This is a genomic window from Ruegeria sp. BC6 (assembly GCF_056539185.1).
Window position 1 is genome coordinate 821,346 of record NZ_JBQFUM010000001.1, and the last position, 20,709, is coordinate 842,054.

Genomic DNA, 20,709 nt, shown 5'->3' on the forward strand with positions numbered 1-20,709 from the left:
TGAAATTGGGGCGCGCGGGTCATTTCTTGCCTACCTCGGGCCGGCGGTTCGGGCAGTGTTGGTTACCGCATCTCCTGCGCCGGCGTGACACCAAGAATACCCAAGCCTGCTGAAATCACAACAGAAACGGCCCGGGCCAGCGCGATTTTTGCCTGGCTTGTTGCCGCGTCACCATCTTGCAGGAAGCGCAGCGACATTTCTTCGTTGCCCTTGTTCCACAATGCGTGGAAATCCCCTGCAAGTTCATACAGATAGAAGGCAACCCGATGTGGTTCATTGGTACGCGCAGCGATCTCGACCAGCCGTGGCCATTCGGCCAGCTTTTTGGCAACAACCAACTCGGCCGCGTGGTCGATCTTGCTCAGATCAGCAGCTTTGAGGGTTGCATCGTCCGCGGCAATGCCCGCTTCGGCGGCCCGGCGCAGCACGCTCATGACCCGGGCATGGGCGTATTGCACGTAGAACACGGGGTTCTCGCGGCTCTGCTCAAGCACCTTGTCGAAATCGAAGTCCAGCGGCGCATCGTTCTTGCGGGTCAGCATCACGAACCGGGTTACGTCCGGGCCAACCTGGTCGACCACATCACGCAGCGTGACGAAATTGCCGGCCCGCTTGGACATCTTGAACGGCTCACCGTTTTTCCACAGTTTCACCAACTGGGTCAGCTTGATGTCCAGCGGCACCTTGCCGTCTGACAGGGCCGAAACGGCGGCCTTCATCCGCTTGACGTAACCACCGTGATCTGCGCCGAACACGTCGATCAGCGCGTCGAATCCGCGGCTCACCTTGTCGTAGTGATAAGCGATGTCCGGGGCAAAATAAGTCCAGCTGCCGTCGGATTTCTTGACAGGGCGATCCACATCGTCGCCATGCGCGGTGGACTTGAACAGGGTCTGCTCGCGCGGCTCCCAGTCTTCGGGGGTTTTGCCCTTGGGCGGCTCAAGAACGCCTTCATAGATAAGACCCTTGTCGCTGAGCGACTTCAGTGCGGCCTCAATCTTGCCGGTTCCGTACAGCGACTTCTCCGAGAAGAACACGTCCATCTCGACGCCCAGCGCCTTCAGATCGGCGCGGATCAGATCCATCATCGCATCGGTTGCGAAAACGCGGACCTCGGCCAGCCATTCGCTTTCAGGCTTGTCCAGCAAGCTGTCGCCGTATTTTTCCTTCAACGCCTCGCCGATCGGTATCAGGTAGTCGCCCGGGTACAGGCCTTCGGCGATCTCCGGGCTCAGGCCGTTGGCCTCGCGGTACCGCTCGAACGCGGACCGGGCCAGAACATCGACCTGCGCGCCGCCATCGTTGATGTAATATTCGCGGGTCACGTCATGGCCAGAATAGGCCAACAGGCTGGCCAGCGCGTCGCCGAACACCGCGCCACGCGTGTGGCCCACATGCAGCGGTCCCGTGGGGTTGGCCGAGACGTATTCCACGTTCACCTTCAACCCCTGCCCCATGGTCGAGCGACCATAGTCCGTGCCCTGTTCCAACACCGCACCCAGAACGCCCTGCCAGACCGACGGAGCGAGCCGCAGGTTGAGAAAGCCCGGACCTGCAACCTCGGCACTCGTGATCCGCTCATCGGCGGCCAGTTTCGCGGCCAGCGCATCGGCAATGTCACGCGGCTTCATCTTGGCCGGCTTGGCCAACACCATCGCGGCATTGGTCGCCATGTCTCCATGGGCGGCGTCGCGCGGGGGTTCGACCGCAACGTTGTCAAAGCTCAGCCCCTCGGGCAGCGCGCCTTCGGACTGCATCTGCGTCAGCGCGTCCAGAACAAGGCCGCGGATCTCGGAGAACAGGTTCATTTCGGATGTCCTTTTGCTTGCGCAGCGGTTTACCACGCAAGGCGGCAAGGTCAATGCGGGCAAGCGGTCCAAACCAGCATTCGCAGCATGCAGCCCTAAACCTGCGGGGGCTGCGTGCCGGTCAGGCGGGCATGATCCTGCAAGGCAAACCGATCGGTCATGCCCGCAATATAGTCTGATACGATCCGGGCCAGCGCGGTCTCGTCCGGCGCCGCTTCGATATCCGAATGCCAATGCCGAGGCATCTGGCGCGGGTCGCTCAGATAGATCGGGAACAGCTCCTCGAGTACGCGACTGACCTTGGCGCGCACCTCCATGACGCTGGGCGCCCGGTACATGCGGGTGAACAGAAACGCCCGGATATCGTTGAGCTGCGCCCAAAGATCATCCGAGAAGCGGATGACAGGAGCCCCGAGGTGACGAACATCTTCGACTGTTTGCGCGCCCGATCTCTCCAAAACCTCGCGCGAGGTGTCGATTACATCCGAAACCATCACGCCGAACACCCGCCTCAGCGCCTCGTGACGACGCCGGTAGAAATCCAACCCGGGATACTTGCGATCCACCTCGGCATAACACTCCCGGACAATCGGCAACTGGGCGATTTGGTCGTCCGTAAATAGTCCGGCACGCAGGCCGTCGAACAGGTCATGATTGTTGTAGGCGATGTCGTCGGACAGTGCCGCAACCTGCGCCTCTGCGCTGGCATGGGTCTGCAGCTCAAGGTCAAAATCGGCATTGCACTCGGCCAGCGCCCAGGGCAGCTCGCCCGTAACCGGGCCGTTGTGCTTGGCGATGCCTTCAAGGCATTCCCATGTCAGGTTGCACCCGTCGAAATCCGCGTAATGCCGTTCCAGCTTGGTGACGATGCGGATCGCCTGGGCGTTGTGGTCGAAGCCCCCGTAGGGCGCCATCAGCGCATGCAGAGCGTCCTCGCCGGTATGGCCAAACGGCGTGTGGCCCAGATCATGCGCCAGGGCCACGGCCTCGGTCAGTTCGGGGTTCAGCCCCAATGCCCCCGAGATCGTGCGCGCGACCTGCGCCACCTCGATCGAATGGGTCAGGCGCGTGCGATAGCTGTCGCCCTCATGCTCGACAAAAACCTGTGTCTTGTGCTTAAGACGTCGGAACGCGCTGGCGTGTATGATCCTGTCCCGGTCCCGTTGAAAGCACGACCGGAAACTGCTTTCTTCCTCTGGCACCAGCCGCCCGCGCGCCCGGCCCGGATCGGCAGCAAATCCTGCTCGCTCCAATGGTCTTGTCCTTGTCGCCTGTCTCCGGGGTTTCTATATTGTAGACCAACGAGGAAATAAACCTTTGGAGCATGGCATGAATCTGCCTCCGAGAGTCACAGAACGCGCCTTCGAGAGGCTTGCCGAGATCGGCGCCGCCGACAACGGCAAGGCCCTGCGCATCGCCGTTGAAGGCGGAGGGTGTTCAGGCTTTCAGTACGAAATCGCATTGGACGAGCCCAAGGACGATGATCTGGTACTGGAAGGCAAAGGCCAGAAGGTTGTCGTCGACGAAATATCTTTGCCGTTCCTGGAAAATGCGACGATTGATTTCACTCAGGAACTGATCGGCGCCCGGTTCGTGATCGACAACCCCAACGCAACCTCTTCCTGTGGGTGCGGCACGTCTTTTTCGATGTGATCAATCGTGGGGGCGTTGCGCCCCCGTCCTCTGAATATCTCTATGATCTGCAGGAGCGCCCGCTGTCCCGCGATCAGGCCTTAGGGCGCGGTTGACCGTTTTTGGTCCCGCGCCCACTGGGCCAGTTCGTCATCGCGTCATCCGTCCCCAAACGCCCCCGGTGCCCGCGGCAGGCCTGACTGACACCTTGTGATGGCCTCCGTTCTGGGCGATAGGTTTCGGCAGAGCTTCGGAGGGACCGGGATGAAAATCGCAACATTCAACATCAACGGCATCAAGGCGCGGGCCGAGGCTCTGCCCCGCTGGTTGGACGAAGCCCAGCCCGATGTAGTCCTGCTGCAGGAAATCAAATCCGTCGACGAGAACTTTCCCCGCGAGATCTTTGAGGAACGCGGCTACAACGTCGAAACCCATGGTCAGAAAAGCTTCAACGGCGTGGCGATACTTTCGAAGTATCCGCTCGAAGATGTCTCGCGCGGGCTGCCCGGGGATGAAGAGGACGAGCAGGCGCGATGGATCGAAGCTACCGTCATCGGCAAGCGGGCACTGCGGATTTGCGGGCTTTATCTTCCCAACGGGAACCCTGCTCCGGGGCCGAAATTCGACTACAAGCTTGCGTGGATGGAGCGGCTGTATGAGCGCGCCCGCGATATTCTGGCCACGGAAGAGCCGGCCCTCATGGCCGGGGACTACAACATCATTCCGCAAGCCGAGGACGCGAAACGCCCGGAGGCCTGGCGCGAAGACGCCCTGTTTCGGCCGGAAAGCCGCGCGGCGTTTCGCAAGGTGCTGAACCTTGGCTTCACCGAAGCGTTCCGCGCGCGGACACAAGGCCCGGGCCACTATTCGTTCTGGGATTATCAGGCCGGCGCGTGGAACCGGAATGACGGCATTCGCATTGACCATTTCCTTCTGACACCACAAGCGGCGGACCTGATGCGCGATTGCCAGATCGACGCCGCAGTGCGCGGACATGAAAAACCGTCCGATCACGTCCCTGTCTGGGTGGACCTCGACATCTGACCCGTCAGGCCGTCGGATCGTAGTCGTAGATCCAGTCGTATCGACGCGTCAGGCGAGGACCAATCAGGGCCAAGGCCGCCTGCGCCGCCAGTCGTGCGGGACCGCGCAGATGAAAGTTCTTGGCGTTGGCACCGGCAGCTGCGACCACCTTGCGCGCGCGGGGTTTCCTCGTGCTTTCATAGGCTTCGAGTGCGCGGCGGACACCCGACTGTTCGTCAAAAGATCGGGCCAGAATCCAAGCATCCTCAAGCGCGAGGCACGCCCCTTGAGCCATAAACGGCAATGTGGGATGCGCGGCGTCCCCCAGAAGGACAACGCGACCATTCTGCCATTTCTGTGCCACGGGGCGCAGAAACAAAGCCCACAGGTGAACATCCTGCACCTGCGCAAGCGCGGTGCCGGCCGGACCGCCGAAATCGGAAAAACGGGCCCGCAGGACCTCGGGGTCACCGCGCAGGCGCCAGCCCTCTTCCCGCCAGTCGGACCGCTCTTCTACCGTCACGATGTTCAACATGGACTGCTTTCGCAGCGGATAGGTCACAACATGACGCCCGGGGCCAATCGTCAGCGATGCCATGGGCTCGGCTTCGTGGTCGGTCCAGGGCACCGTTGCCCGCCACGCCACCTGATGCGTGAACGCGGGCGCTTCGGTTCCATTCAGGATGGGCCTGATACCGCTGCGCCCGCCATCCGCTGCAACGGCGAATTCCGCGCGCAGCCGGGTGCCATCCTGCAGCGCAACCTCGGCTTCGGCTGGATGCTTCCGAACATTGGTGACGCGGGCATTCAGCCTGATCGACACCCCGGCCCGCTCGGCCGCCTTTTGCAACACGTCCAGAAGGTCAGCGCGGTGGAAATACCACGTGGGTCCGGCCGAAGGTGCCGGAAGGCGACTAACGACGCGGCCCCGCCGATAGTCGCGCAGAACAGTGCCGTGAGAGAGTTGTGCGACCCGACCGGGATCATCCACAACACCCAGCGCACGCAGGACCGCCATGCCGTTGGCGCTGATTTGCAGGCCGGCCCCGACCTCGGTCAAGGCCTCGGCCTGCTCGAGCACGGTCACCCGTGCACCGCGTTGCTGCAAGGCCAGCGCAGCGGCCATTCCGCCGATCCCGCCGCCGATGACACAGATTTGCAAACCGTCGATCTTCATGGCACCGACCTAACGCAAAAAGGCCGGAGCCACAGGCCCCGGCGCATGTCTTTTTTGAAAGAACCCAGCGATCAATCGTCGCGGTGAACTTTTTCGCGACGCTCGTGACGCTCTTGCGCTTCCAGCGTCATGGTCGCGATCGGACGCGCATCCAGACGCTTGAGCGAGATCGGGTCGCCGGTTTTTTCGCAGTAACCGTATTCGCCCTCGTCGATCCGGCGCAGAGCGGCGTCGATCTTGGCAACCAGTTTGCGCTGGCGGTCCCGGGTGCGCAGTTCCAGCGCACGGTCGGTTTCCTCGCTGGCGCGGTCTGCAACGTCGGGAATGTTACGGGTGCTGTCCTGCAGCCCCTCGATCGTGTCCCGGCTGCCTGCCAAAAGTTCGTGTTTCCAGTTCAGCAGCTTGCGGCGGAAATACTCAAGCTGGCGTTCATTCATGAAAGGTTCATCTTCGGCCGGACGATAGTCCTCCGGCAGAAAAACTTCCTGCTTCATATTGGCTCCCTCGGTATGGCCAGAAACGTCTTTTGCGGTCGTGTCGCCTGACATTTGGCACCCCCTTCTGCGCAGCGTTTAACTGACGGGACGGGGAATGTCACTATCCAAACGCAACCCCGACGCGCCGTTATGAGAACCGGTATAAATATGAGACTTTGGACACCAAATCGTCGCCATTCTGTGAAAGCGAAAGGACCATTTTGCGGCAGAACACCCTTGAGCGGATGATGGAATCGGTGCGATTCGTCCCTCGCGCCCGTCGTTGGCAGCCCGCGACGCTGCGGCCCGGCTTGTCATTCGGCCCCGCCCTAGGTAACCCGGTTCCCGTCTCCTGTTGCTGCGACCATCATACGAGGGCCCCATGACCGCACGTTTCAAAGGCACAGCCGAATACGTTGCCACCGACGACCTGACCATTGCCGTAAACGCAGCCGTCACGCTGGAACGACCACTGCTGGTCAAGGGTGAACCCGGCACCGGCAAAACCGAACTGGCCAAACAGGTCGCCGGCGCACTGGGTCTCAGAATGATCGAGTGGAACGTCAAGTCGACCACCCGCGCGCAGCAGGGTCTTTACGAATATGACGCAGTCAGCCGTCTGCGCGACAGCCAGCTAGGAGACGAACGTGTGCACGACGTGTCGAACTATATCCGCAAAGGCAAGCTGTGGCAGGCCTTCGACGCCGATGAAAAGGTCGTGCTGCTGATCGACGAGATCGACAAAGCCGATATCGAGTTCCCCAACGACCTGCTGCAGGAACTCGACAAGATGGAGTTCCATGTCTACGAGACCGGCGAAACGATCCGGGCCAAACACCGCCCCATCGTGATCATCACCTCGAACAATGAAAAGGAACTGCCAGACGCCTTCCTGCGCCGCTGTTTCTTCCACTACATCCGCTTCCCCGACGAAGCCACGATGCGCCGCATCGTCGAAGTGCATCACCCCGGCATCAAAGAGGCACTGCTGACCACCGCCCTGACCCAGTTCTACGAAATCCGCGAGACGCAGGGGCTGAAGAAAAAACCCTCGACCTCCGAGGTGTTGGACTGGCTGAAACTGCTGCTGGCTGAGGATCTGGATGCCGAAGACCTGAAACGCGACGGGGTAAATGCCCTGCCCAAGCTGCACGGGGCATTGCTTAAGAACGAGCAGGACGTGCATCTGTTCGAACGGCTGGCCTTCATGGCGCGCGCCAAGCGCTGAAGCCCGCCCATTCATGAATACTTGGTGATCACGGCTTGCCTTGCGGCAAGCCTGATGCCAGCATTGCTGCAACAAAGATCAAAGAACACGACACCGAGCACGCTGTAGAGCAGGACCACCCCAATTGACCCAAGCGCCGCGCATTCGCCCCCTCAAGCCCGAAGACCGGCCGAGCTGGGACTTGTTGTGGCGGGCATATCTTGAATTCTACGAAACGGCCTTGCCCGACGAGGTCTACGACAGCACGTTTGCGCGCCTGCTGGGGGATGATCCGCAGGACTTTTCATGCCTTGTGGCCGAGTTGGACGGCGAATTGATCGGGCTGACCCACTTCCTGTTTCATCGCCATGCCTGGAAGATCGAAAACGTCTGCTATCTGCAGGATCTCTATGCCAGCCCGCATGTACGCGGCACCGGTGTCGGTCGGGCGTTGATCGAGGCCGTCTATGCCGAAGCCGATCGAAAAGGCGCGCCCGATGTCTACTGGCTGACGCAGGAGTTCAACCATACGGCGCGCCAGCTTTATGACCGCGTCGGCCAACTGACGCCTTTCCTCAAGTATCGGCGTCCATGAAACGTCTGGCCGGCATATTTCTTGGCTTTGTCCTTGCCGGATGCAGTTCGGTCGACCGGATTGAGTTGCCCGATGAAATCAAGATGACCGAGGCCGCGGCACCGGTGACTCAGGCTTTCGGCACGCCACGTCCTTTCCCGCCGGCCCGGTCGAATACGAACATCGCGGCGGATTTCGTGGACCTGCATTTCTCGCTGGAAAGCGGCACTGCCCTGCCGGTGTTCACACGGTTCGAGGGTCCGATCACAGTTCGGCTGACGGGCGCCCCTGCCCCCACGATGCGATCCGACCTGACGCGTCTGCTGACCAGACTGCAGCACGAAGCCCGGATCGACATCCGCCAGGTCAACGATGGGCAGGCCAACATCACGATCGAAGCAGTGACCCAACGCCAGATCCAGCGGCTTCTGCCGCAAGCCGCGTGTTTCGTTGTACCCAACGCGTCCAGCCTCGAGGAATACAACCGAGACAAGCGCAAGACCAAAAGCAGTTGGCGCGCACTGCGCAGCCGCGAGCGGCTGGCGATCTTCATTCCCAACGATGTCAGCCCCCAGGAAATGCGGGATTGCCTTCACGAAGAACTTGCACAGGCGATCGGGCCTCTGAACGACATGTACCGCCTGCCGGATTCGGTCTTCAACGACGATAATTTCCACACTGTCCTGACCGGGTTCGACATGCTGATCCTGCGCGCGACCTATGCGCCGGAACTACAGACCGGAATGACCCGGGAACAGGTGACGCAGGTCATACCCGGGGTCATCGCCCGCCTGAACCCGCGCGGTGCCAATTTGCCCGTCCAGCCAATCTCGGAGACCCCGCGCGAATGGATCGACGCCGTGCAACTGGCGGTCGGCAAGGGCCGAGCCTCGCCGCGGCAAATGCGGGCCATCGACCGCGCGATGCGGATCGGCCGAGAGCAAGGTTGGACCGATCACCGCCGGGCGTACCCCCATTATCTGAAGGCCCGTTTGGGTGAATTCGACGCCCCTGAGGAAGCGCAGCGCGAATACGCCGTAGCCCTGCAATACCTGCGCGCGACCCCCGGAACCGAGCTTCAGCGCGCGCATATCACGGTTCAGACGGCGGCCTATGCCCTGACCCAGGGGCGCGGCCCCGAAGCCCTGCCGGACCTCGACCGGGCCATCGCGACGATGACGCGGGCCGAAAACGCCTCGATGTTGGCGACGCTGCTGCTGCTGAAAGCCGAGGCCCTGAAGCAGGCCGGCAAACCCGAACAGGCACGCTCCGTCAGACTGGACAGTCTGGGGTGGGCGCGCTACGGGTTTGGCTCGGAATTGGTGGTCAGCTCGTTGATGCAGGACGTCGCGCTGGGGGCCCCGTAACATCGCAAAAGGCGGATGACGAACACATGCTAGTGGTTGTGGGAATGGCGGTCCTGGGGGCGGCTCTGGGCGCGCTGACGGCACGAAAACGCAAAGGCAGCGGCGCGGATATCGCCCAGTATGCGGCCGGCTACGGCATTGCATTTGCATTGGCGGGACTGGCCATTTCGCTTGTTCTAGTGCGGGTGATAGGCTGAGCCGATGTTCATCCCCTTTTTCGAAAACCTCAGAAAAGCAGGCATCCCCGTCTCGTTGCGGGAATACCTGACTTTTCTGGAGGGGATGAAAAAGGGGCTGGCCACCTACGACATCGAGGCGTTCTACTACCTCGCCCGTGTCTCGATGGTGAAGGACGAGCGCAACATCGACAAGTTCGATCGCGCCTTTGCCGCCAGCTTCGAAGGGCTGTCCGAGATCACCTTCGATCAGGTGCTCGAGGCCGTGGACATCCCGGCCGAGTGGCTGGCCAAGATGGCCGAGAAGCACCTGTCAGACGAGGAAAAGGCCGAGATCGAAGCGCTTGGCGGTTTCGACAAGCTGATGGAGACGCTGCGCGAGCGGCTGAAGGATCAGCAAGGCCGCCACCAGGGCGGCAACAAGTGGATCGGAACGGCGGGCACCTCGCCCTTCGGCGCTTACGGCTACAATCCCGAGGGCGTGCGCACCGGCCAGAAGGAAAGCCGCCACCAGCGCGCGGTCAAGGTCTGGGATAAGCGCGAGTTCCGCAATCTGGACGACACGGTCGAACTTGGCACCCGCAACATCAAGGTCGCGCTGAAACGCCTGCGCCGCTGGGCCCGTGAGGGCGCCGCCGAAGAACTGGACCTCGACGGCACCATCCGCGCCACGGCCGAGCACGGATACCTGGACGTCAAGACCCGGCCCGAACGGCACAATGCGGTCAAGGTGCTGCTGTTTCTCGATGTGGGCGGCTCGATGGACCCGCATATCAAGGTGGTCGAGGAATTGTTCTCGGCCGCGCGGTCCGAGTTCAAGCACCTGGAATATTTCTATTTCCACAACTGCCTGTACGAAGGCGTCTGGCGCGACAATCGCCGCCGGTGGGATGCGCAGACCCCCACGCATGAGGTGCTGCGGACCTACGGCCCCGACTACAAGTGCATCTTCGTGGGTGATGCGTCGATGTCGCCTTACGAGATCGCCTATCCCGGCGGCGCCAACGAGCACTGGAACGCCGAGGCCGGGCAGGTCTGGCTGCAGCGCGCGCGCGAACAGTGGACGTCGAACCTGTGGATCAACCCGGTGCCCGAGAAATACTGGGAATACACCCATTCCATCGGCATGATCCGCGAGATCTTCGAAGACCGGATGGTGCCGATGACGCTGGCCGGGCTGGAACGCGGCATGCGCGAGCTGACGCGATAGCGCCAGCCCGGCTTTGCTTTTATCCGGCGATTGCCTGAATTCCCAGGAACAGCAGACCTGACAGCAGGGCCGCCGCGGGCACGGTGATCACCCAGGCCGCGATGATCGTCAGGAAATGCGACCGGCGCACCAGCTTGCGGCGGCGGCGCTCTTCGGGGGCCAACACCGGGCGTTCCGGCACAGCGCCGCGCGCCTTGATCAGGCGCCGCTCGGCGTCCCATTCCCGGAAGAACCCGACACCGAACACTGCGCCCACGGCGATGTGGGTCGAACTGACCGGCAGGCCAAGCCAGCTGGCCACGATCACGGTGATCGCCGCTGACAGCGCCACACAATAGGCGCGCATCGGGTTCAGCTTGGTGATCTGGCTGCCGACCACCCGGATCAGCTTGGGCCCGAACAAGAACAGACCGAACGAAATGCCGAAGGCGCCGATGATCATGACCCAAGGCGGAATGCTCACCGCATGGGTGAAATCACCCACCGCCGAAGCCTGAACGATGGCGGCCAGAGGTCCGACGGCATTTGCCACGTCATTGGCCCCATGCGCAAAGCTGAGCAGCGCCGCCGAAATGATCAGCGGGATGCCGAACAGGATCTTCAGCGACTTGTTGCGGTTCTCCAGCCCTTCGGCCTGACGGCGAATGACAGGAATCGTCACCATCCAGATCAGCACTCCGCTGACCAGACCGATCACCAGGGCCGTCTGCAGGTTGATCTTGAACAGGTGTTTCAGGCCTTTCAGCGCAAGGTACGAGGCAAACGCCCCGGCCATGATGCCGACCAGAACTGGAACCCATTTGCGCGCAGCGGCGATCTTGTCGTCCTGGTAGATGATCCGCGCCTTGATGAACCACAGGAATCCGGCGGCGATGATGCCGCCCAGAAGCGGCGAGATGACCCAGCTTGCAGCGATCTGGCTCATCTTGACCCAGCTGACCGCGCCGAACCCCGCCGCCGCGATCCCTGCCCCCATGACGCCCCCCACGACCGAATGCGTGGTCGAGACCGGAGCGCCAACCCAGGTGGCCAGGTTGATCCAAAGCGCAGCAGACAACAGCGCGGCCATCATGGCCCAGATGAAGACGGTTGCCGTTCCCATGCTTTCGGTATTGATGATGCCCTTGGCGATGGTCGAGACCACGTCTCCACCCGCGATCAGGGCGCCGGCGCTTTCGAAAACTGCGGCAATCGCGATGGCGCCGCCCATGGTCAGGGTGTTCGCGCCCACCGCCGGAGCCATGTTGTTGGCCACATCGTTCGCCCCGATGTTGAGCGCCATGTAGGCTCCGAACATGGCCGCAATCACGACGATCATCGTGTTGCTGGCCTGTCCGAACAACAAAGCAGCCGTGATCCCGGCGATCACGATGAACACGAAGGCGATGCCCGATCCGACGAACGGCCGCCCGACCTGCGCCGTTGCAACCTCGAGGCGGGAAAACCGCCGCAGGTCACGATCCAGTGTTTCAAGGTGCCGGGCTTCTAAATCATTGTTGGCCATTTGTCCCTCTTGCATAGCGCGCGCTCGCACAGCGTGCGCCGTGCCCTAGAAGGCTTTTGCCTTCATTTCAACCTTTGAAGTATGGAAACTGCGATCTGACGCCGCGCGATTTCCGTCTCACGAACTGCCCCAGGTCGCCCATGTTGCCCGAAAGTGATGAGGAACGACTTGCCCCCGCATCCCGATCCGCCCATATCTGAGATATGTTGCGTCTGACCCCAATTCTGCTGGCGATCGCCTATGCCATTGTGATGTATCGGATTTCCGTCTGGCGCACCCATCGCGAGCTGGATGCGAAGTCGACCGAACTGGCTGATCCCGAGTTGAAGCGTATGACCGACCGCCTGGCCGCCGCCTTGGATGTGGCGCGCGTGCCGGTCTATATCTATGAAATCGACCCGGTGAACGGGCTGGCCGCACCGGACGGGCGCATTTTCATCACCCGAGGCTTCTATCGCAAGTTCCGCAACGGCGAGGTCTCAGCCGAGGAGATGGCCAGCGTCATCGCGCACGAGCTGGGACATGTTGCGCTGGGCCACGCCCGGCGGCGGATGATCGATTTTTCCGGTCAGAACGCAATGCGAGCGGCGCTGATGATGCTGCTCAACCGGTTCATTCCCTTCATCGGCGCGTGGATCGCAAATGCGCTGACCGCGCTGCTGGCCTCGCGCCTGTCGCGGGCGGACGAATACGAGGCGGACGAATACGCAGCCGCCCTGCTGACCAAGGCCGGAATCGGGATCGGGCCGCAGAAATCCCTGTTTCACAAGCTAGAGGATCTCACCCAACAGCGGGCGGGCGTGGTGCCGGCCTGGCTGATGAGCCATCCCAAGACGGACGAGCGGATCGCCGCGCTGGAGGCCCTTGAGCAACGTTGGGAGCGTGGCTGAGGGTCGGGATGCGAGAGGCCACACTCTCGCGATATTTGGAGCCAGGGGAAGAGGTCAGGCCGCCAAAGCCTTGCCGAGACGCGGCAGGCGGGCTTTTTTCATCAATGCGCGCAGAGTCCATCTGTCGCCCGACAGGCGGTTGGCTTCGGTCAGGACCGTTTGAGCCACCCGTTCGACACTGGTCGGATCATTCTGCCAGATGCCGTGAAGGAAACTGTCGGGGTCGATACGCGCAAGGCCCTCTTCCGCCAGGATATTTCTTGGAAAGTCCTTGGCATTGACGGTGATGATCGTATCGGCCGAAGCGGCGACTGCGGTGGCCAGCACATGCGTGTCGGCCGGGTCGGGAAGCCAGAGTCGCTGTTCGAGGCCGGGTGCCTCGGGGCGTTCGGCCTGCGGCCAATGTGCCTGCACCAGCGCGATTTCGGCCCGGGCCTGCGCCTCGCCCTCGGGTCCGAGTTTGCGGGCGGCGCGGGCCCATTCCTCGAGGATGCGAGCCGACCAGAGCGGGGTGAAATGGCCCCGCGTGGCCACGCCCAGCAGCATCTCGCGCATCACCGTCGGATAGATGACGCAGGTGTCAAGAACCGCCTTCACAGCCGGTAGAACACGGATTTCAGATAGCCGCTCTCGGCCAGCTGCGGCAGTTGCGGATGGTCGGGTCCGGCAAAGCCGGTGTGGATCATCTGCGCCTGACGCCCGGCCCGACCGATACCGCGGGCACAGGCCTCGCGAAAGCGGGTCAGGTCGGCGGCATGCGAGCAGGAACACAGGCCCAGATACCCCCCCGGTTTGACAAGCGGCGCGGCCAGGCGGGCGATCCGCTCATAGGCCCGCAGCCCGGCATCCAGCGCCTGTTTCGACGGCGCAAAGGCCGGCGGATCGCAGATGACCACGTCGAACTGCGCACCGTCCTCACCCAGCTGGGTCAGAACGTCGAAGGCATCGCCCTGTCGGGTTTCAAAGCGGTCACCGAAGCCCGATGCGGCGGCACCCTGCTCGGCTAGGGTTAGCGCAGCAGCCGAGCCATCGACTGACAGCGCATGATCTGCCCCACCGGCCAGCATGGCCAGGCCAAATCCGCCCACGTGGCTGAACACGTCCAGCACATGCGCGCCGGGGCCCGCCAGCCGGGCGGCAAAAGCGTGGTTGGGGCGCTGGTCGTAGAACAGCCCGGTTTTCTGGCCCCCGGTCAGGTCGGCCATGTAGGTCGCGCCATTCATCGGGACGGGCAGAGGGGCATCGGGCGCGGTGCCGCGCAGGGTCTGGTTCACGTCATCCAGACCTTCCAGCCCGCGGGTGCGGCCCGAGGCGTTCTTGAGCACGGTCGTCACCCCCGTCACCGATACCAGCGCGTCGGTCAGAAGGTCCAGATGCGCCTCGGCCCAGGCGGCGTTGGGCTGGATCACGCAGGCATCGCCAAAGCGGTCGATGATGACACCGGGAAAACCGTCGGCCTCGGCATGGACCAGCCGGTAGAAGGGCGCATCGAACAGCCGTTCGCGCAGGTCGAGCGCGCGCCGCAGGCGGGTTTCGAACCACCCGGCGTCCAGCTGCGCCGACAGGTCGCGATCCAGCACCCGGCACATGATCTTGGAATCCGGATTGACCGCCACCAGCGCGATCGGGGCGCGTTTGTCATCCTCGAGCACGGCCAGCGCGCCGGGCGCGATCTTGCGGGTGCGCCGGTCGGTGACGATGTCATTGGCATAGACCCAGGGAAAGCCGTGGCGCAGACCGCGCGCGTTGGCTTTGGGTTTCAAACGGATTCTGGGGCGGTCTGGCATGTCGGCATGGGTCATGGCGCCCTCATAGTCGCGATTGCGCGGGCAGAAAAGCCCCTCTGGCGATCCGTCAGCGTTGGCGCGCCCGCCAGCCGCCGCGCCGGCGCGGAGCCTGCGCGGCGTCCAGCCCTTCGCGCAGAACCTGTGTCATGGGATGGTCGGCATCCTGTGCGGTATAGACAGCATGCAACTCGGTCAGCGCCTGCTTCTGGTCGCGCCCGTCCGGCAGGCTGAGCGCCCAGTCCAAAAAGATGCTGCGACACTCGGGCAGCGTGATTCCGTCGATGCGATAGGCCTCGCGGATCAGGCCCTTGGGGTCGTTCGGGTCGTCACTGCGCGCCATCCGCACTCTCCTCGATCACCGCGCCGATCACTTCGGCTGCGGCAGCATAGCTGTCCTGCAAGGCGGACTGTAACTGTTCGACCTGCTCGAACCCGGTCGCCCGGCACAGAAAGGCCGTGCCCCCCTGCCCGATCTTGTCGGCCTCGATCACCTTGCCAGACAGTAGCCGCGCCGCGCATTGCACCGACCAGCATAGGTCATATGCGTCCTTCAACACCTGCGCCTGAGCGACATCCAAAAGACCCGCAGCGACCGCTCCGTCCAAGCCTGAGTCGACGTCGCGCTGTAGCGCGCCGGACAACAGTGCGCCGGTTTCGGCCATCAGTTCGATATCCAGCAGACGGCCGGGGCCGTTCTTGACATCCCAGACACCGGCAGGCGATTTCGCGGCCGCGAGGCGTGCGCGCATGTCGGACACTTCGCGCAGGACCTGATCCTTGTCGCGCGGGCGAGACAGGAATTGCGTGCGGAAAGCTTCGAAATCGTCTGCCAGATCCGTGTTGCCTGCGACTGCACGCGCGCGGGTCAGGGCCAGATGCTCCCAAACCCAGGCTTCCTCTTGTTGGTAATGAGTGAAGCTGGCCCAGCTTGTGGCGACTGGCCCCTGATTGCCGGACGGCCGCAGTCGCATGTCGACCTCGTACAACCGTCCTTGCGCCATCGGTGCCGACAGGGCGGTAATCAGCGCCTGTGTAAAGCGTGCATAGTACGTGCGCGTAGCCAGTGGCTTGGGGCCGTCGGACATGTCCACCGCTTGCGGGTCGTAGATCACGATCATGTCCAGATCGGATTGCGAGTTCAGCCGAGCGGCCCCCAATGACCCCATGCCCAGCACCACAGCGCCACGCCCTGGGGGGGAGCCGTGCTTCTGCGAAAACTGCCGCTCTACGCAGGGTAAGATCGCGGCGATGACAACCTGCGCGAGGTCGGCGTATTGCCGCCCCGCCTGCAACCCGTCGATCAGACCGCGCAGGTGGTGCACACCGATACGGAAATGCCATTCCTTGCACCAGCGCCGCGCCAGATCCAGCTGCGTTTCATAGTCCGACTCAGCCGCCAGCACGTTGGACAGTTCAGCCTGCAAGGCGGACTGACCGGGCCAATCGGCAAAGAAGCTGCCACCGATCACCGCGTCGAACACCTGGGCATTGCGCGACAGATGCGCGGCCAGCGCGTGCGAGGTGCCGACGATGTCGACCAGCAGGTCGATCAGATGCGGGTTGGCTTCGAACAGCGAAAACAGCTGCACCCCGGCGGGCAATCCAGCCAGAAACCCATCCAGCGCGAGCAGCGCCTCGTCGGGACGGGCGGTCTTGGCCAGCCGGGCCAGCAATTCGGGTTTGAGCCGCTCGAAAATGCGCGCGCCCCGTTGCGAACGCAGCGCGGGATAGGTTGTCCACCGGGCCAGAACGCCGGCGTCGAACTCGACCGGGGGCGCTGCGGTCGGCGCGGGGCCGGCGCCGGGTGCGAAAAAGCCCTCGGTCAGCTCGTGCACCTCGGTCAGGCGGCGTGTCAGATCGGCCGTCAGCTCGGCGCTGGTGGTGCCCATCAGGCAGGCGATGCGCTCGATCCCGTCGGACGACTGCGGCACCTTGTGGGTCTGCGCGTCATGCACCATCTGGATGCGGTGCTCGACCTCGCGATGTGCGCGGTAATGGTCGGTCAACTTGTCGGCCACGTCCTGCGGTACCCAGTCCTTGGCTGCCAGCGCGGCCAGTCCCGGCACCGTGCCGCGCACGCGCAGGTCGGGGTCGCGGCCCCCGGCAATCAACTGCCGCGTCTGGGTAAAGAATTCGATTTCGCGAATGCCGCCCTGCCCCAGCTTCATGTCATGGCCGGGGATCGTCAGAGCCCCCCCGGTGCCCTTGTTCTCGCGGATGCGCAGACGCATGTCATGGGCGTCCTGAATGGCGGCGAAGTCCAGATGGCGGCGCCAGACAAAGGGCCGCAGGGTTTCCAGAAACCGCTGCCCGGCGGCGATGTCGCCGGCGCAAGGGCGGGCCTTGATATAGGCTGCACGCTCCCATGTGCGGCCCAGGCTTTCGTAATAGCGCTCGGCCGCCTCGGTCGCCATGCAGACGGGGGTGACCGCGGGATCGGGGCGCAGCCGCAGATCGGTGCGGAACACGTACCCATCTGCCGTCTTGTCGCTGAGCGTCGCGCAGAAATTGCGCGTGGCCCGCACCATGCCCTGCCGCGCCTCATAGAAATCGTCGGGATCGTACCGGGTTTCGTCGAACAGCACGATCAGGTCTATATCCGAGCTGTAGTTCAGTTCGTGCGCACCCATCTTGCCCATCGCCAGGATCACCATCCCGGCGGCGGTTTCGACGTCGTCTTCGGTCATGCCGGGCAGCTTCTTGCGCCGGATCAGTGCCGCGATCTCAGCCTTGGCCGCGATGTCCACGGCAAGCGCCGCAAAGTCGGTCAGTGCCGTCGTGACCTGCTCGAGGTTCCAGGCTCCGGAAAGGTCGGCCAGGGCCGTCAGCAAGGCAAGCCGATGCTTGGCCTGCCTCAGGCCCGGTTTCAACTGGTCAGGAGCCAGCGCGCGTGCGTCGTCCATGATCTGCGCAAGGGCGTGCTGCGGCCGATCCAACGCCGGGGCCAGCCAATTGCGCTCACGGTCGATCAAGCTCTTGAGGTACGGGCTGCTGCCTGCGGCACCGGTCACCAGTTCGGACTGATCAGCGGTCAGATCGGGCACTGCGGCGTAGGCCTCTCGCCCCAGTTCGGGGTCGTAGGGACGCGGGACGCGGCGGATGGTAAGATTGTCGGTCATGGGCGAATTCCGGTCAGTTAACGTCGACTGGAGTGTCCTGGCTGAAGGTATTGATCCAGCCATCATCCCGGCGTTCCCACAACGATGAGATCAGCATCGCCTCGCGCGCGGACGCACCCGGCCGCTGATAGTCCGCCCGGTAGGACAACAGGACGATATCCGCGGTCAGAACGCGCAATTGCGCCGCGCTCAAATCGTATGACTCCATGGTCGGGCTGTCCGCGAACTGACCCACATGATCGTCGCGATTGGCGAAACCGGATGGGTAGACGCCCAGAAAATCGGCGCTCAGCAACGCCCGGTCCGCCTGCGCATCACCCTCGACCAAAGCGGTCCAGACCTGCTGCTCGAGGTTCAGGATTTCTTCAAGCGTCGGGATGGGCTTGTCGTTGTGCGTGTTCATGCCCGCACGTTGCGCAGGATCAGAACTGCCGTCAACCGGGGCACTAAATGTAAATCTTTTTCACATTACCCCTTGCATCCGGGCCGGGCCACCCCATCTAGATCAATGTGAACACAATTTACATCAACCTGGAGAGCCCAAATGACCGCATTGTCCGAACACGCCGTCCCCCGCAACCCGGGATGGTTGCACCGTGCCGAGGCCTGGCTTGACGACAAGGGCAAAGGCGCCTGGATCGCTGCCATGGTCCTTGGTTTCATCTTCTTCTGGCCCGTCGGCCTGGCCCTTTTGGCCTATATGATCTGGAGCAAACGCATGTTCAGCAAATCCTGCAGCCGCCGCCATTCCTGGCACAGCCACATGAGCGCGATGAAGCCCTCGGGCAACAGCGCATTCGACGCCTACAAGGCCGACACGCTGGCTCGCCTGGAACGGGAACAACAGGATTTCGAAGCCTTCCTGCACCGCCTGCGCGAAGCCAAGGACAAAGCCGAGTTCGACCAGTTCATGAACGAACGCGCTCAGGAGAATACGGCGGACGACAAGGACGAAACCGCCTGATACCCTACCGCCCTGCCCCCTCACTGTGGGACAGGGCAAACCTCAACAACCGACCGGAAATTCCTTCATGTCTCATCTGCCCGACCCGGATCGTCAGCCGGACTTCTACAAATCCGTGGCGATCAAACGCTTCTTCGCGTGGCTGTTCGATATCGCCTTCATTTCGCTGCTGTGCACGGTTGCCATTCTGCTGACCTTCGGCATGGGCCTGTTCGTCATCGCGCTGATCTATGCGGTCGTCAGTTTCATCTACCGCGTTGTCACCATCGCAAACGGGTCTGCCACGCTGGGTATGCGCTTTATGGGGATCGAGCTGCGCGACGCATTTGGCGAACGCATGGATACCGGCAAGGCCGTAGCGCATACAGCTGGTTACTTTGTCAGCATGGCGTTTCCGATCCTGCAGATCATCTCGGTCATCATGATGCTGACCAGCGCCCGCAACCAGGGCCTGACCGATGCCTTCCTCGGGACCGTGATGCTGAACCAGCGCGCCTGACACGGCCCGTTTCTGGGACTTGGCGACCCCAGAAACGGTTGCTATCATCGGCCCCGAGGAAACACGGGGCCTTCATGCGACACACGCTGCCGATTGCGCCGCAGTTCTATGTGACTGCACCACAGCCCTGCCCTTATCTCGAGGGCAGGGTCGAGCGTAAGCTGTTCACCGCCCTGCAGGGCGAAGGCGCGGATCAGCTGAACAACTCTCTGTCGCAGCAGGGTTTTCGCCGGTCTCAAAACGTTCTGTACCGGCCCTCTTGCACCGATTGTGCGGCCTGCCTGTCGGCCCGGATCGACGTCTCGGCCTTTTCTCCGACCAAAAGCCAGAAACGCGCGGCGCGGCGCAATGCGCACCTTCAGCGACGCGCGACCTCACCTTGGGCCACCGACGACCAGTACGAGCTGTTTCGGCGGTACCTGGACACACGGCACGCTGATGGCGGCATGGCAGATATGGACGTGTTCGAATTCGCCGCGATGATCGAAGAGACCCCGATCCGCAGCCGCGTCGTTGAATACGCCGACCCCAAAACCGGAAACCTGATCGCCGTCAGCCTGACCGATGTTCTGGATGACGGGTTGAGCATGGTCTATTCGTTCTATGACCCGAACCAGCCGCAAAGCTCGCTGGGAACCTATATGATCCTCGATCATATCGACATCGCGCGCGAGGCGGGGCTGCCATATGTATATCTGGGCTATTGGGTCCCCGGCAGCCCCAAGATGGGCTACAAGGTGAAATTCGCCGGGCTCGAGGTCTATGTGAAAGGCGGGTGGCAGCGTGTGGACGACCCGGAGGCATTCACCGACTCAACGCATCACCCACTTTCGACTGCTCCGATTGCCGAGCAGGTCGCGAATATCCAACTTCCCGATCGCCACCCTACCAAAGGTTGAATTCTGATGCAGCAAGGTTTGCACGCCGTCACCCTGGTGGTGCCGGACTATGATGACGCGATCGCGTTCTACACCAAGACGCTTCGGTTCCGGCTGACCCAGGACATCGATCTTGGCGAAGGCAAACGATGGGTGTTGGTTACTCCCCCAGGCAGCGATGGGGCTGCTCTGCTGTTGGCCAAGGCTGACGGAGACAGCCAACGGGCCGCAATCGGTAATCAGACCGGTGGTCGTGTCGGGTTTTTCCTCAGAACCGATGATTTCGCCCGCGATCACGCAGACATGCTAGCCAACGGGGTCCGGTTCGAGGAAGAGCCGCGCTACGAACCGTATGGCATCGTTGCCGTCTGGCAGGATCCGTTCGGTAACCGTTGGGACCTGATCCAGTTCACCTGAC

At 62.6% G+C, this 20,709-nt stretch carries 22 protein-coding genes; 12 read left to right on the top strand and 10 right to left on the bottom strand.

Annotation, left to right across the window (positions count from 1 at the left end; translation table 11 throughout):
• Positions 1 to 62: 62 nt before the first annotated feature.
• Together argS and ACR0MM_RS04080 are read right to left on the bottom strand one after the other, a co-directional pair.
• Positions 63 to 1,808 carry an arginine--tRNA ligase gene (gene argS, locus ACR0MM_RS04075; RefSeq protein WP_170358878.1) on the bottom strand — a complete coding sequence of 582 codons (1,746 nt, stop codon included), beginning with the start codon at positions 1,806 to 1,808 and terminating at the stop codon, positions 63 to 65.
• Between the two features lie 95 nt (positions 1,809 to 1,903).
• The gene (locus tag ACR0MM_RS04080; RefSeq protein WP_480694565.1) at positions 1,904 to 3,061 is read right to left on the bottom strand and encodes a deoxyguanosinetriphosphate triphosphohydrolase; all 1,158 of its coding nucleotides are present in this window, start codon (positions 3,059 to 3,061) and stop codon (positions 1,904 to 1,906) included.
• Between the two features lie 76 nt (positions 3,062 to 3,137).
• Here ACR0MM_RS04080 and ACR0MM_RS04085 point away from each other — a divergent pair, with 76 nt between their 5' ends.
• Positions 3,138 to 3,461 carry a HesB/IscA family protein gene (locus tag ACR0MM_RS04085; protein WP_093962326.1) on the top strand — a complete coding sequence of 108 codons (324 nt, stop codon included), beginning with the start codon at positions 3,138 to 3,140 and terminating at the stop codon, positions 3,459 to 3,461.
• Positions 3,462 to 3,704: 243 nt separating this feature from the next.
• Positions 3,705 to 4,484, top strand: coding sequence for an exodeoxyribonuclease III (gene xth, locus ACR0MM_RS04090; RefSeq protein ID WP_170438971.1), 780 nt, complete (start codon positions 3,705 to 3,707; stop codon positions 4,482 to 4,484).
• Between the two features lie 4 nt (positions 4,485 to 4,488).
• On the opposite strand, the gene ACR0MM_RS04095 is transcribed toward xth, so the two are convergent.
• Both ACR0MM_RS04095 and dksA read right to left on the bottom strand, forming a co-directional pair.
• Positions 4,489 to 5,640: an FAD-dependent oxidoreductase gene (locus tag ACR0MM_RS04095; protein ID WP_480694567.1), complete on the bottom strand. Its 1,152-nt coding sequence runs from the start codon at positions 5,638 to 5,640 to the stop codon at positions 4,489 to 4,491.
• A 71-nt stretch (positions 5,641 to 5,711) separates the two neighbouring features.
• Positions 5,712 to 6,134, bottom strand: coding sequence for an RNA polymerase-binding protein DksA (gene dksA / locus ACR0MM_RS04100; RefSeq protein ID WP_170358872.1), 423 nt, complete (start codon positions 6,132 to 6,134; stop codon positions 5,712 to 5,714).
• Positions 6,135 to 6,498: 364 nt separating this feature from the next.
• Between dksA and ACR0MM_RS04105 the strand changes: the two genes are divergently transcribed.
• From ACR0MM_RS04105 to ACR0MM_RS04125, 5 genes are all read left to right on the top strand, one after another.
• Entirely contained in the window at positions 6,499 to 7,344 is an 846-nt protein-coding gene (locus tag ACR0MM_RS04105) for an AAA family ATPase (protein ID WP_093962329.1), read from the top strand.
• Between the two features lie 124 nt (positions 7,345 to 7,468).
• Positions 7,469 to 7,918, top strand: a complete 450-nt coding sequence (locus ACR0MM_RS04110; RefSeq protein WP_170363283.1) for a GNAT family N-acetyltransferase — start codon at positions 7,469 to 7,471, stop codon at positions 7,916 to 7,918.
• Positions 7,915 to 9,264 (top strand): DUF2927 domain-containing protein, encoded by a 1,350-nt coding sequence (locus ACR0MM_RS04115; RefSeq protein WP_480694568.1) that lies wholly within the window; start codon positions 7,915 to 7,917, stop codon positions 9,262 to 9,264. The genes ACR0MM_RS04110 and ACR0MM_RS04115 overlap by 4 nt, the downstream gene beginning before the upstream one ends.
• A gap of 26 nt (positions 9,265 to 9,290) precedes the next feature.
• Positions 9,291 to 9,461: a hypothetical protein gene (locus ACR0MM_RS04120; protein WP_170338198.1), complete on the top strand. Its 171-nt coding sequence runs from the start codon at positions 9,291 to 9,293 to the stop codon at positions 9,459 to 9,461.
• A gap of 4 nt (positions 9,462 to 9,465) precedes the next feature.
• Positions 9,466 to 10,650 (top strand): vWA domain-containing protein, encoded by a 1,185-nt coding sequence (locus ACR0MM_RS04125; RefSeq protein ID WP_480694569.1) that lies wholly within the window; start codon positions 9,466 to 9,468, stop codon positions 10,648 to 10,650.
• 19 nt (positions 10,651 to 10,669) lie between these two features.
• Here the strand turns inward: ACR0MM_RS04125 and ACR0MM_RS04130 are convergent, their stop codons facing one another.
• Positions 10,670 to 12,154, bottom strand: a complete 1,485-nt coding sequence (locus ACR0MM_RS04130; RefSeq protein ID WP_170402557.1) for an inorganic phosphate transporter — start codon at positions 12,152 to 12,154, stop codon at positions 10,670 to 10,672.
• A gap of 203 nt (positions 12,155 to 12,357) precedes the next feature.
• Here ACR0MM_RS04130 and ACR0MM_RS04135 point away from each other — a divergent pair, with 203 nt between their 5' ends.
• The gene (locus tag ACR0MM_RS04135; RefSeq protein ID WP_093962334.1) at positions 12,358 to 13,044 is read left to right on the top strand and encodes a M48 family metallopeptidase; all 687 of its coding nucleotides are present in this window, start codon (positions 12,358 to 12,360) and stop codon (positions 13,042 to 13,044) included.
• Between the two features lie 54 nt (positions 13,045 to 13,098).
• On the opposite strand, the gene ACR0MM_RS04140 is transcribed toward ACR0MM_RS04135, so the two are convergent.
• From ACR0MM_RS04140 to ACR0MM_RS04160, 5 genes are read right to left on the bottom strand one after another with little or no spacing between them, the layout of a single operon-like run.
• On the bottom strand, positions 13,099 to 13,641 hold the full coding sequence (locus tag ACR0MM_RS04140) for an RSP_2648 family PIN domain-containing protein (RefSeq protein ID WP_480694571.1): 543 nt from the start codon (positions 13,639 to 13,641) through the stop codon (positions 13,099 to 13,101).
• Positions 13,638 to 14,846 carry an RSP_2647 family RNA methyltransferase gene (locus ACR0MM_RS04145; protein ID WP_480694573.1) on the bottom strand — a complete coding sequence of 403 codons (1,209 nt, stop codon included), beginning with the start codon at positions 14,844 to 14,846 and terminating at the stop codon, positions 13,638 to 13,640. The genes ACR0MM_RS04140 and ACR0MM_RS04145 overlap by 4 nt, the downstream gene beginning before the upstream one ends.
• A 52-nt stretch (positions 14,847 to 14,898) precedes the next feature.
• Entirely contained in the window at positions 14,899 to 15,171 is a 273-nt protein-coding gene (locus tag ACR0MM_RS04150; RefSeq protein ID WP_480694575.1) for a hypothetical protein, read from the bottom strand.
• Positions 15,158 to 17,950, bottom strand: coding sequence for a [protein-PII] uridylyltransferase family protein (locus tag ACR0MM_RS04155; RefSeq protein WP_480694577.1), 2,793 nt, complete (start codon positions 17,948 to 17,950; stop codon positions 15,158 to 15,160). The genes ACR0MM_RS04150 and ACR0MM_RS04155 overlap by 14 nt, the downstream gene beginning before the upstream one ends.
• 13 nt (positions 17,951 to 17,963) lie before the next feature.
• Positions 17,964 to 18,353, bottom strand: coding sequence for a DUF4440 domain-containing protein (locus ACR0MM_RS04160; protein ID WP_480694579.1), 390 nt, complete (start codon positions 18,351 to 18,353; stop codon positions 17,964 to 17,966).
• A gap of 141 nt (positions 18,354 to 18,494) precedes the next feature.
• Here ACR0MM_RS04160 and ACR0MM_RS04165 point away from each other — a divergent pair, with 141 nt between their 5' ends.
• The 4 genes from ACR0MM_RS04165 to ACR0MM_RS04180 all read left to right on the top strand — a co-directional run bounded on the left by ACR0MM_RS04165 (position 18,495) and on the right by ACR0MM_RS04180 (position 20,708).
• The gene (locus ACR0MM_RS04165) at positions 18,495 to 18,914 is read left to right on the top strand and encodes a DUF2852 domain-containing protein (RefSeq protein WP_170338185.1); all 420 of its coding nucleotides are present in this window, start codon (positions 18,495 to 18,497) and stop codon (positions 18,912 to 18,914) included.
• A 67-nt stretch (positions 18,915 to 18,981) separates the two neighbouring features.
• On the top strand, positions 18,982 to 19,413 hold the full coding sequence (locus tag ACR0MM_RS04170; protein ID WP_093962341.1) for an RDD family protein: 432 nt from the start codon (positions 18,982 to 18,984) through the stop codon (positions 19,411 to 19,413).
• 74 nt (positions 19,414 to 19,487) lie between these two features.
• The gene (locus ACR0MM_RS04175) at positions 19,488 to 20,312 is read left to right on the top strand and encodes an arginyltransferase (RefSeq protein WP_480694581.1); all 825 of its coding nucleotides are present in this window, start codon (positions 19,488 to 19,490) and stop codon (positions 20,310 to 20,312) included.
• A 6-nt stretch (positions 20,313 to 20,318) separates the two neighbouring features.
• The gene (locus ACR0MM_RS04180; RefSeq protein ID WP_480694583.1) at positions 20,319 to 20,708 is read left to right on the top strand and encodes a VOC family protein; all 390 of its coding nucleotides are present in this window, start codon (positions 20,319 to 20,321) and stop codon (positions 20,706 to 20,708) included.
• Position 20,709: the final 1 nt, after the last annotated feature.

What these genes read in the sequence shown, in the direction of transcription:
- ACR0MM_RS04125 (WP_480694569.1), top strand. Translation starts at nt 9,466, where the DNA reads ATGTTCATCCCCTTTTTCGAAAACCTCAGAAAAGCAGGCATCCCCGTC.
- ACR0MM_RS04150 (WP_480694575.1), bottom strand. Translation starts at nt 15,171, where the DNA reads ATGGCGCGCAGTGACGACCCGAACGACCCCAAGGGCCTGATCCGCGAG.
- ACR0MM_RS04115 (WP_480694568.1), top strand. Translation starts at nt 7,915, where the DNA reads ATGAAACGTCTGGCCGGCATATTTCTTGGCTTTGTCCTTGCCGGATGC.
- ACR0MM_RS04175 (WP_480694581.1), top strand. Translation starts at nt 19,488, where the DNA reads ATGCGACACACGCTGCCGATTGCGCCGCAGTTCTATGTGACTGCACCA.
- xth (WP_170438971.1), top strand. Translation starts at nt 3,705, where the DNA reads ATGAAAATCGCAACATTCAACATCAACGGCATCAAGGCGCGGGCCGAG.
- argS (WP_170358878.1), bottom strand. Translation starts at nt 1,808, where the DNA reads ATGAACCTGTTCTCCGAGATCCGCGGCCTTGTTCTGGACGCGCTGACG.
- ACR0MM_RS04145 (WP_480694573.1), bottom strand. Translation starts at nt 14,846, where the DNA reads ATGACCCATGCCGACATGCCAGACCGCCCCAGAATCCGTTTGAAACCC.
- ACR0MM_RS04180 (WP_480694583.1), top strand. Translation starts at nt 20,319, where the DNA reads ATGCAGCAAGGTTTGCACGCCGTCACCCTGGTGGTGCCGGACTATGAT.
- ACR0MM_RS04165 (WP_170338185.1), top strand. Translation starts at nt 18,495, where the DNA reads ATGACCGCATTGTCCGAACACGCCGTCCCCCGCAACCCGGGATGGTTG.
- ACR0MM_RS04095 (WP_480694567.1), bottom strand. Translation starts at nt 5,640, where the DNA reads ATGAAGATCGACGGTTTGCAAATCTGTGTCATCGGCGGCGGGATCGGC.
- dksA (WP_170358872.1), bottom strand. Translation starts at nt 6,134, where the DNA reads ATGAAGCAGGAAGTTTTTCTGCCGGAGGACTATCGTCCGGCCGAAGAT.
- ACR0MM_RS04170 (WP_093962341.1), top strand. Translation starts at nt 18,982, where the DNA reads ATGTCTCATCTGCCCGACCCGGATCGTCAGCCGGACTTCTACAAATCC.
- ACR0MM_RS04155 (WP_480694577.1), bottom strand. Translation starts at nt 17,950, where the DNA reads ATGACCGACAATCTTACCATCCGCCGCGTCCCGCGTCCCTACGACCCC.
- ACR0MM_RS04160 (WP_480694579.1), bottom strand. Translation starts at nt 18,353, where the DNA reads ATGAACACGCACAACGACAAGCCCATCCCGACGCTTGAAGAAATCCTG.
- ACR0MM_RS04135 (WP_093962334.1), top strand. Translation starts at nt 12,358, where the DNA reads ATGTTGCGTCTGACCCCAATTCTGCTGGCGATCGCCTATGCCATTGTG.
- ACR0MM_RS04120 (WP_170338198.1), top strand. Translation starts at nt 9,291, where the DNA reads ATGCTAGTGGTTGTGGGAATGGCGGTCCTGGGGGCGGCTCTGGGCGCG.
- ACR0MM_RS04105 (WP_093962329.1), top strand. Translation starts at nt 6,499, where the DNA reads ATGACCGCACGTTTCAAAGGCACAGCCGAATACGTTGCCACCGACGAC.
- ACR0MM_RS04085 (WP_093962326.1), top strand. Translation starts at nt 3,138, where the DNA reads ATGAATCTGCCTCCGAGAGTCACAGAACGCGCCTTCGAGAGGCTTGCC.
- ACR0MM_RS04130 (WP_170402557.1), bottom strand. Translation starts at nt 12,154, where the DNA reads ATGGCCAACAATGATTTAGAAGCCCGGCACCTTGAAACACTGGATCGT.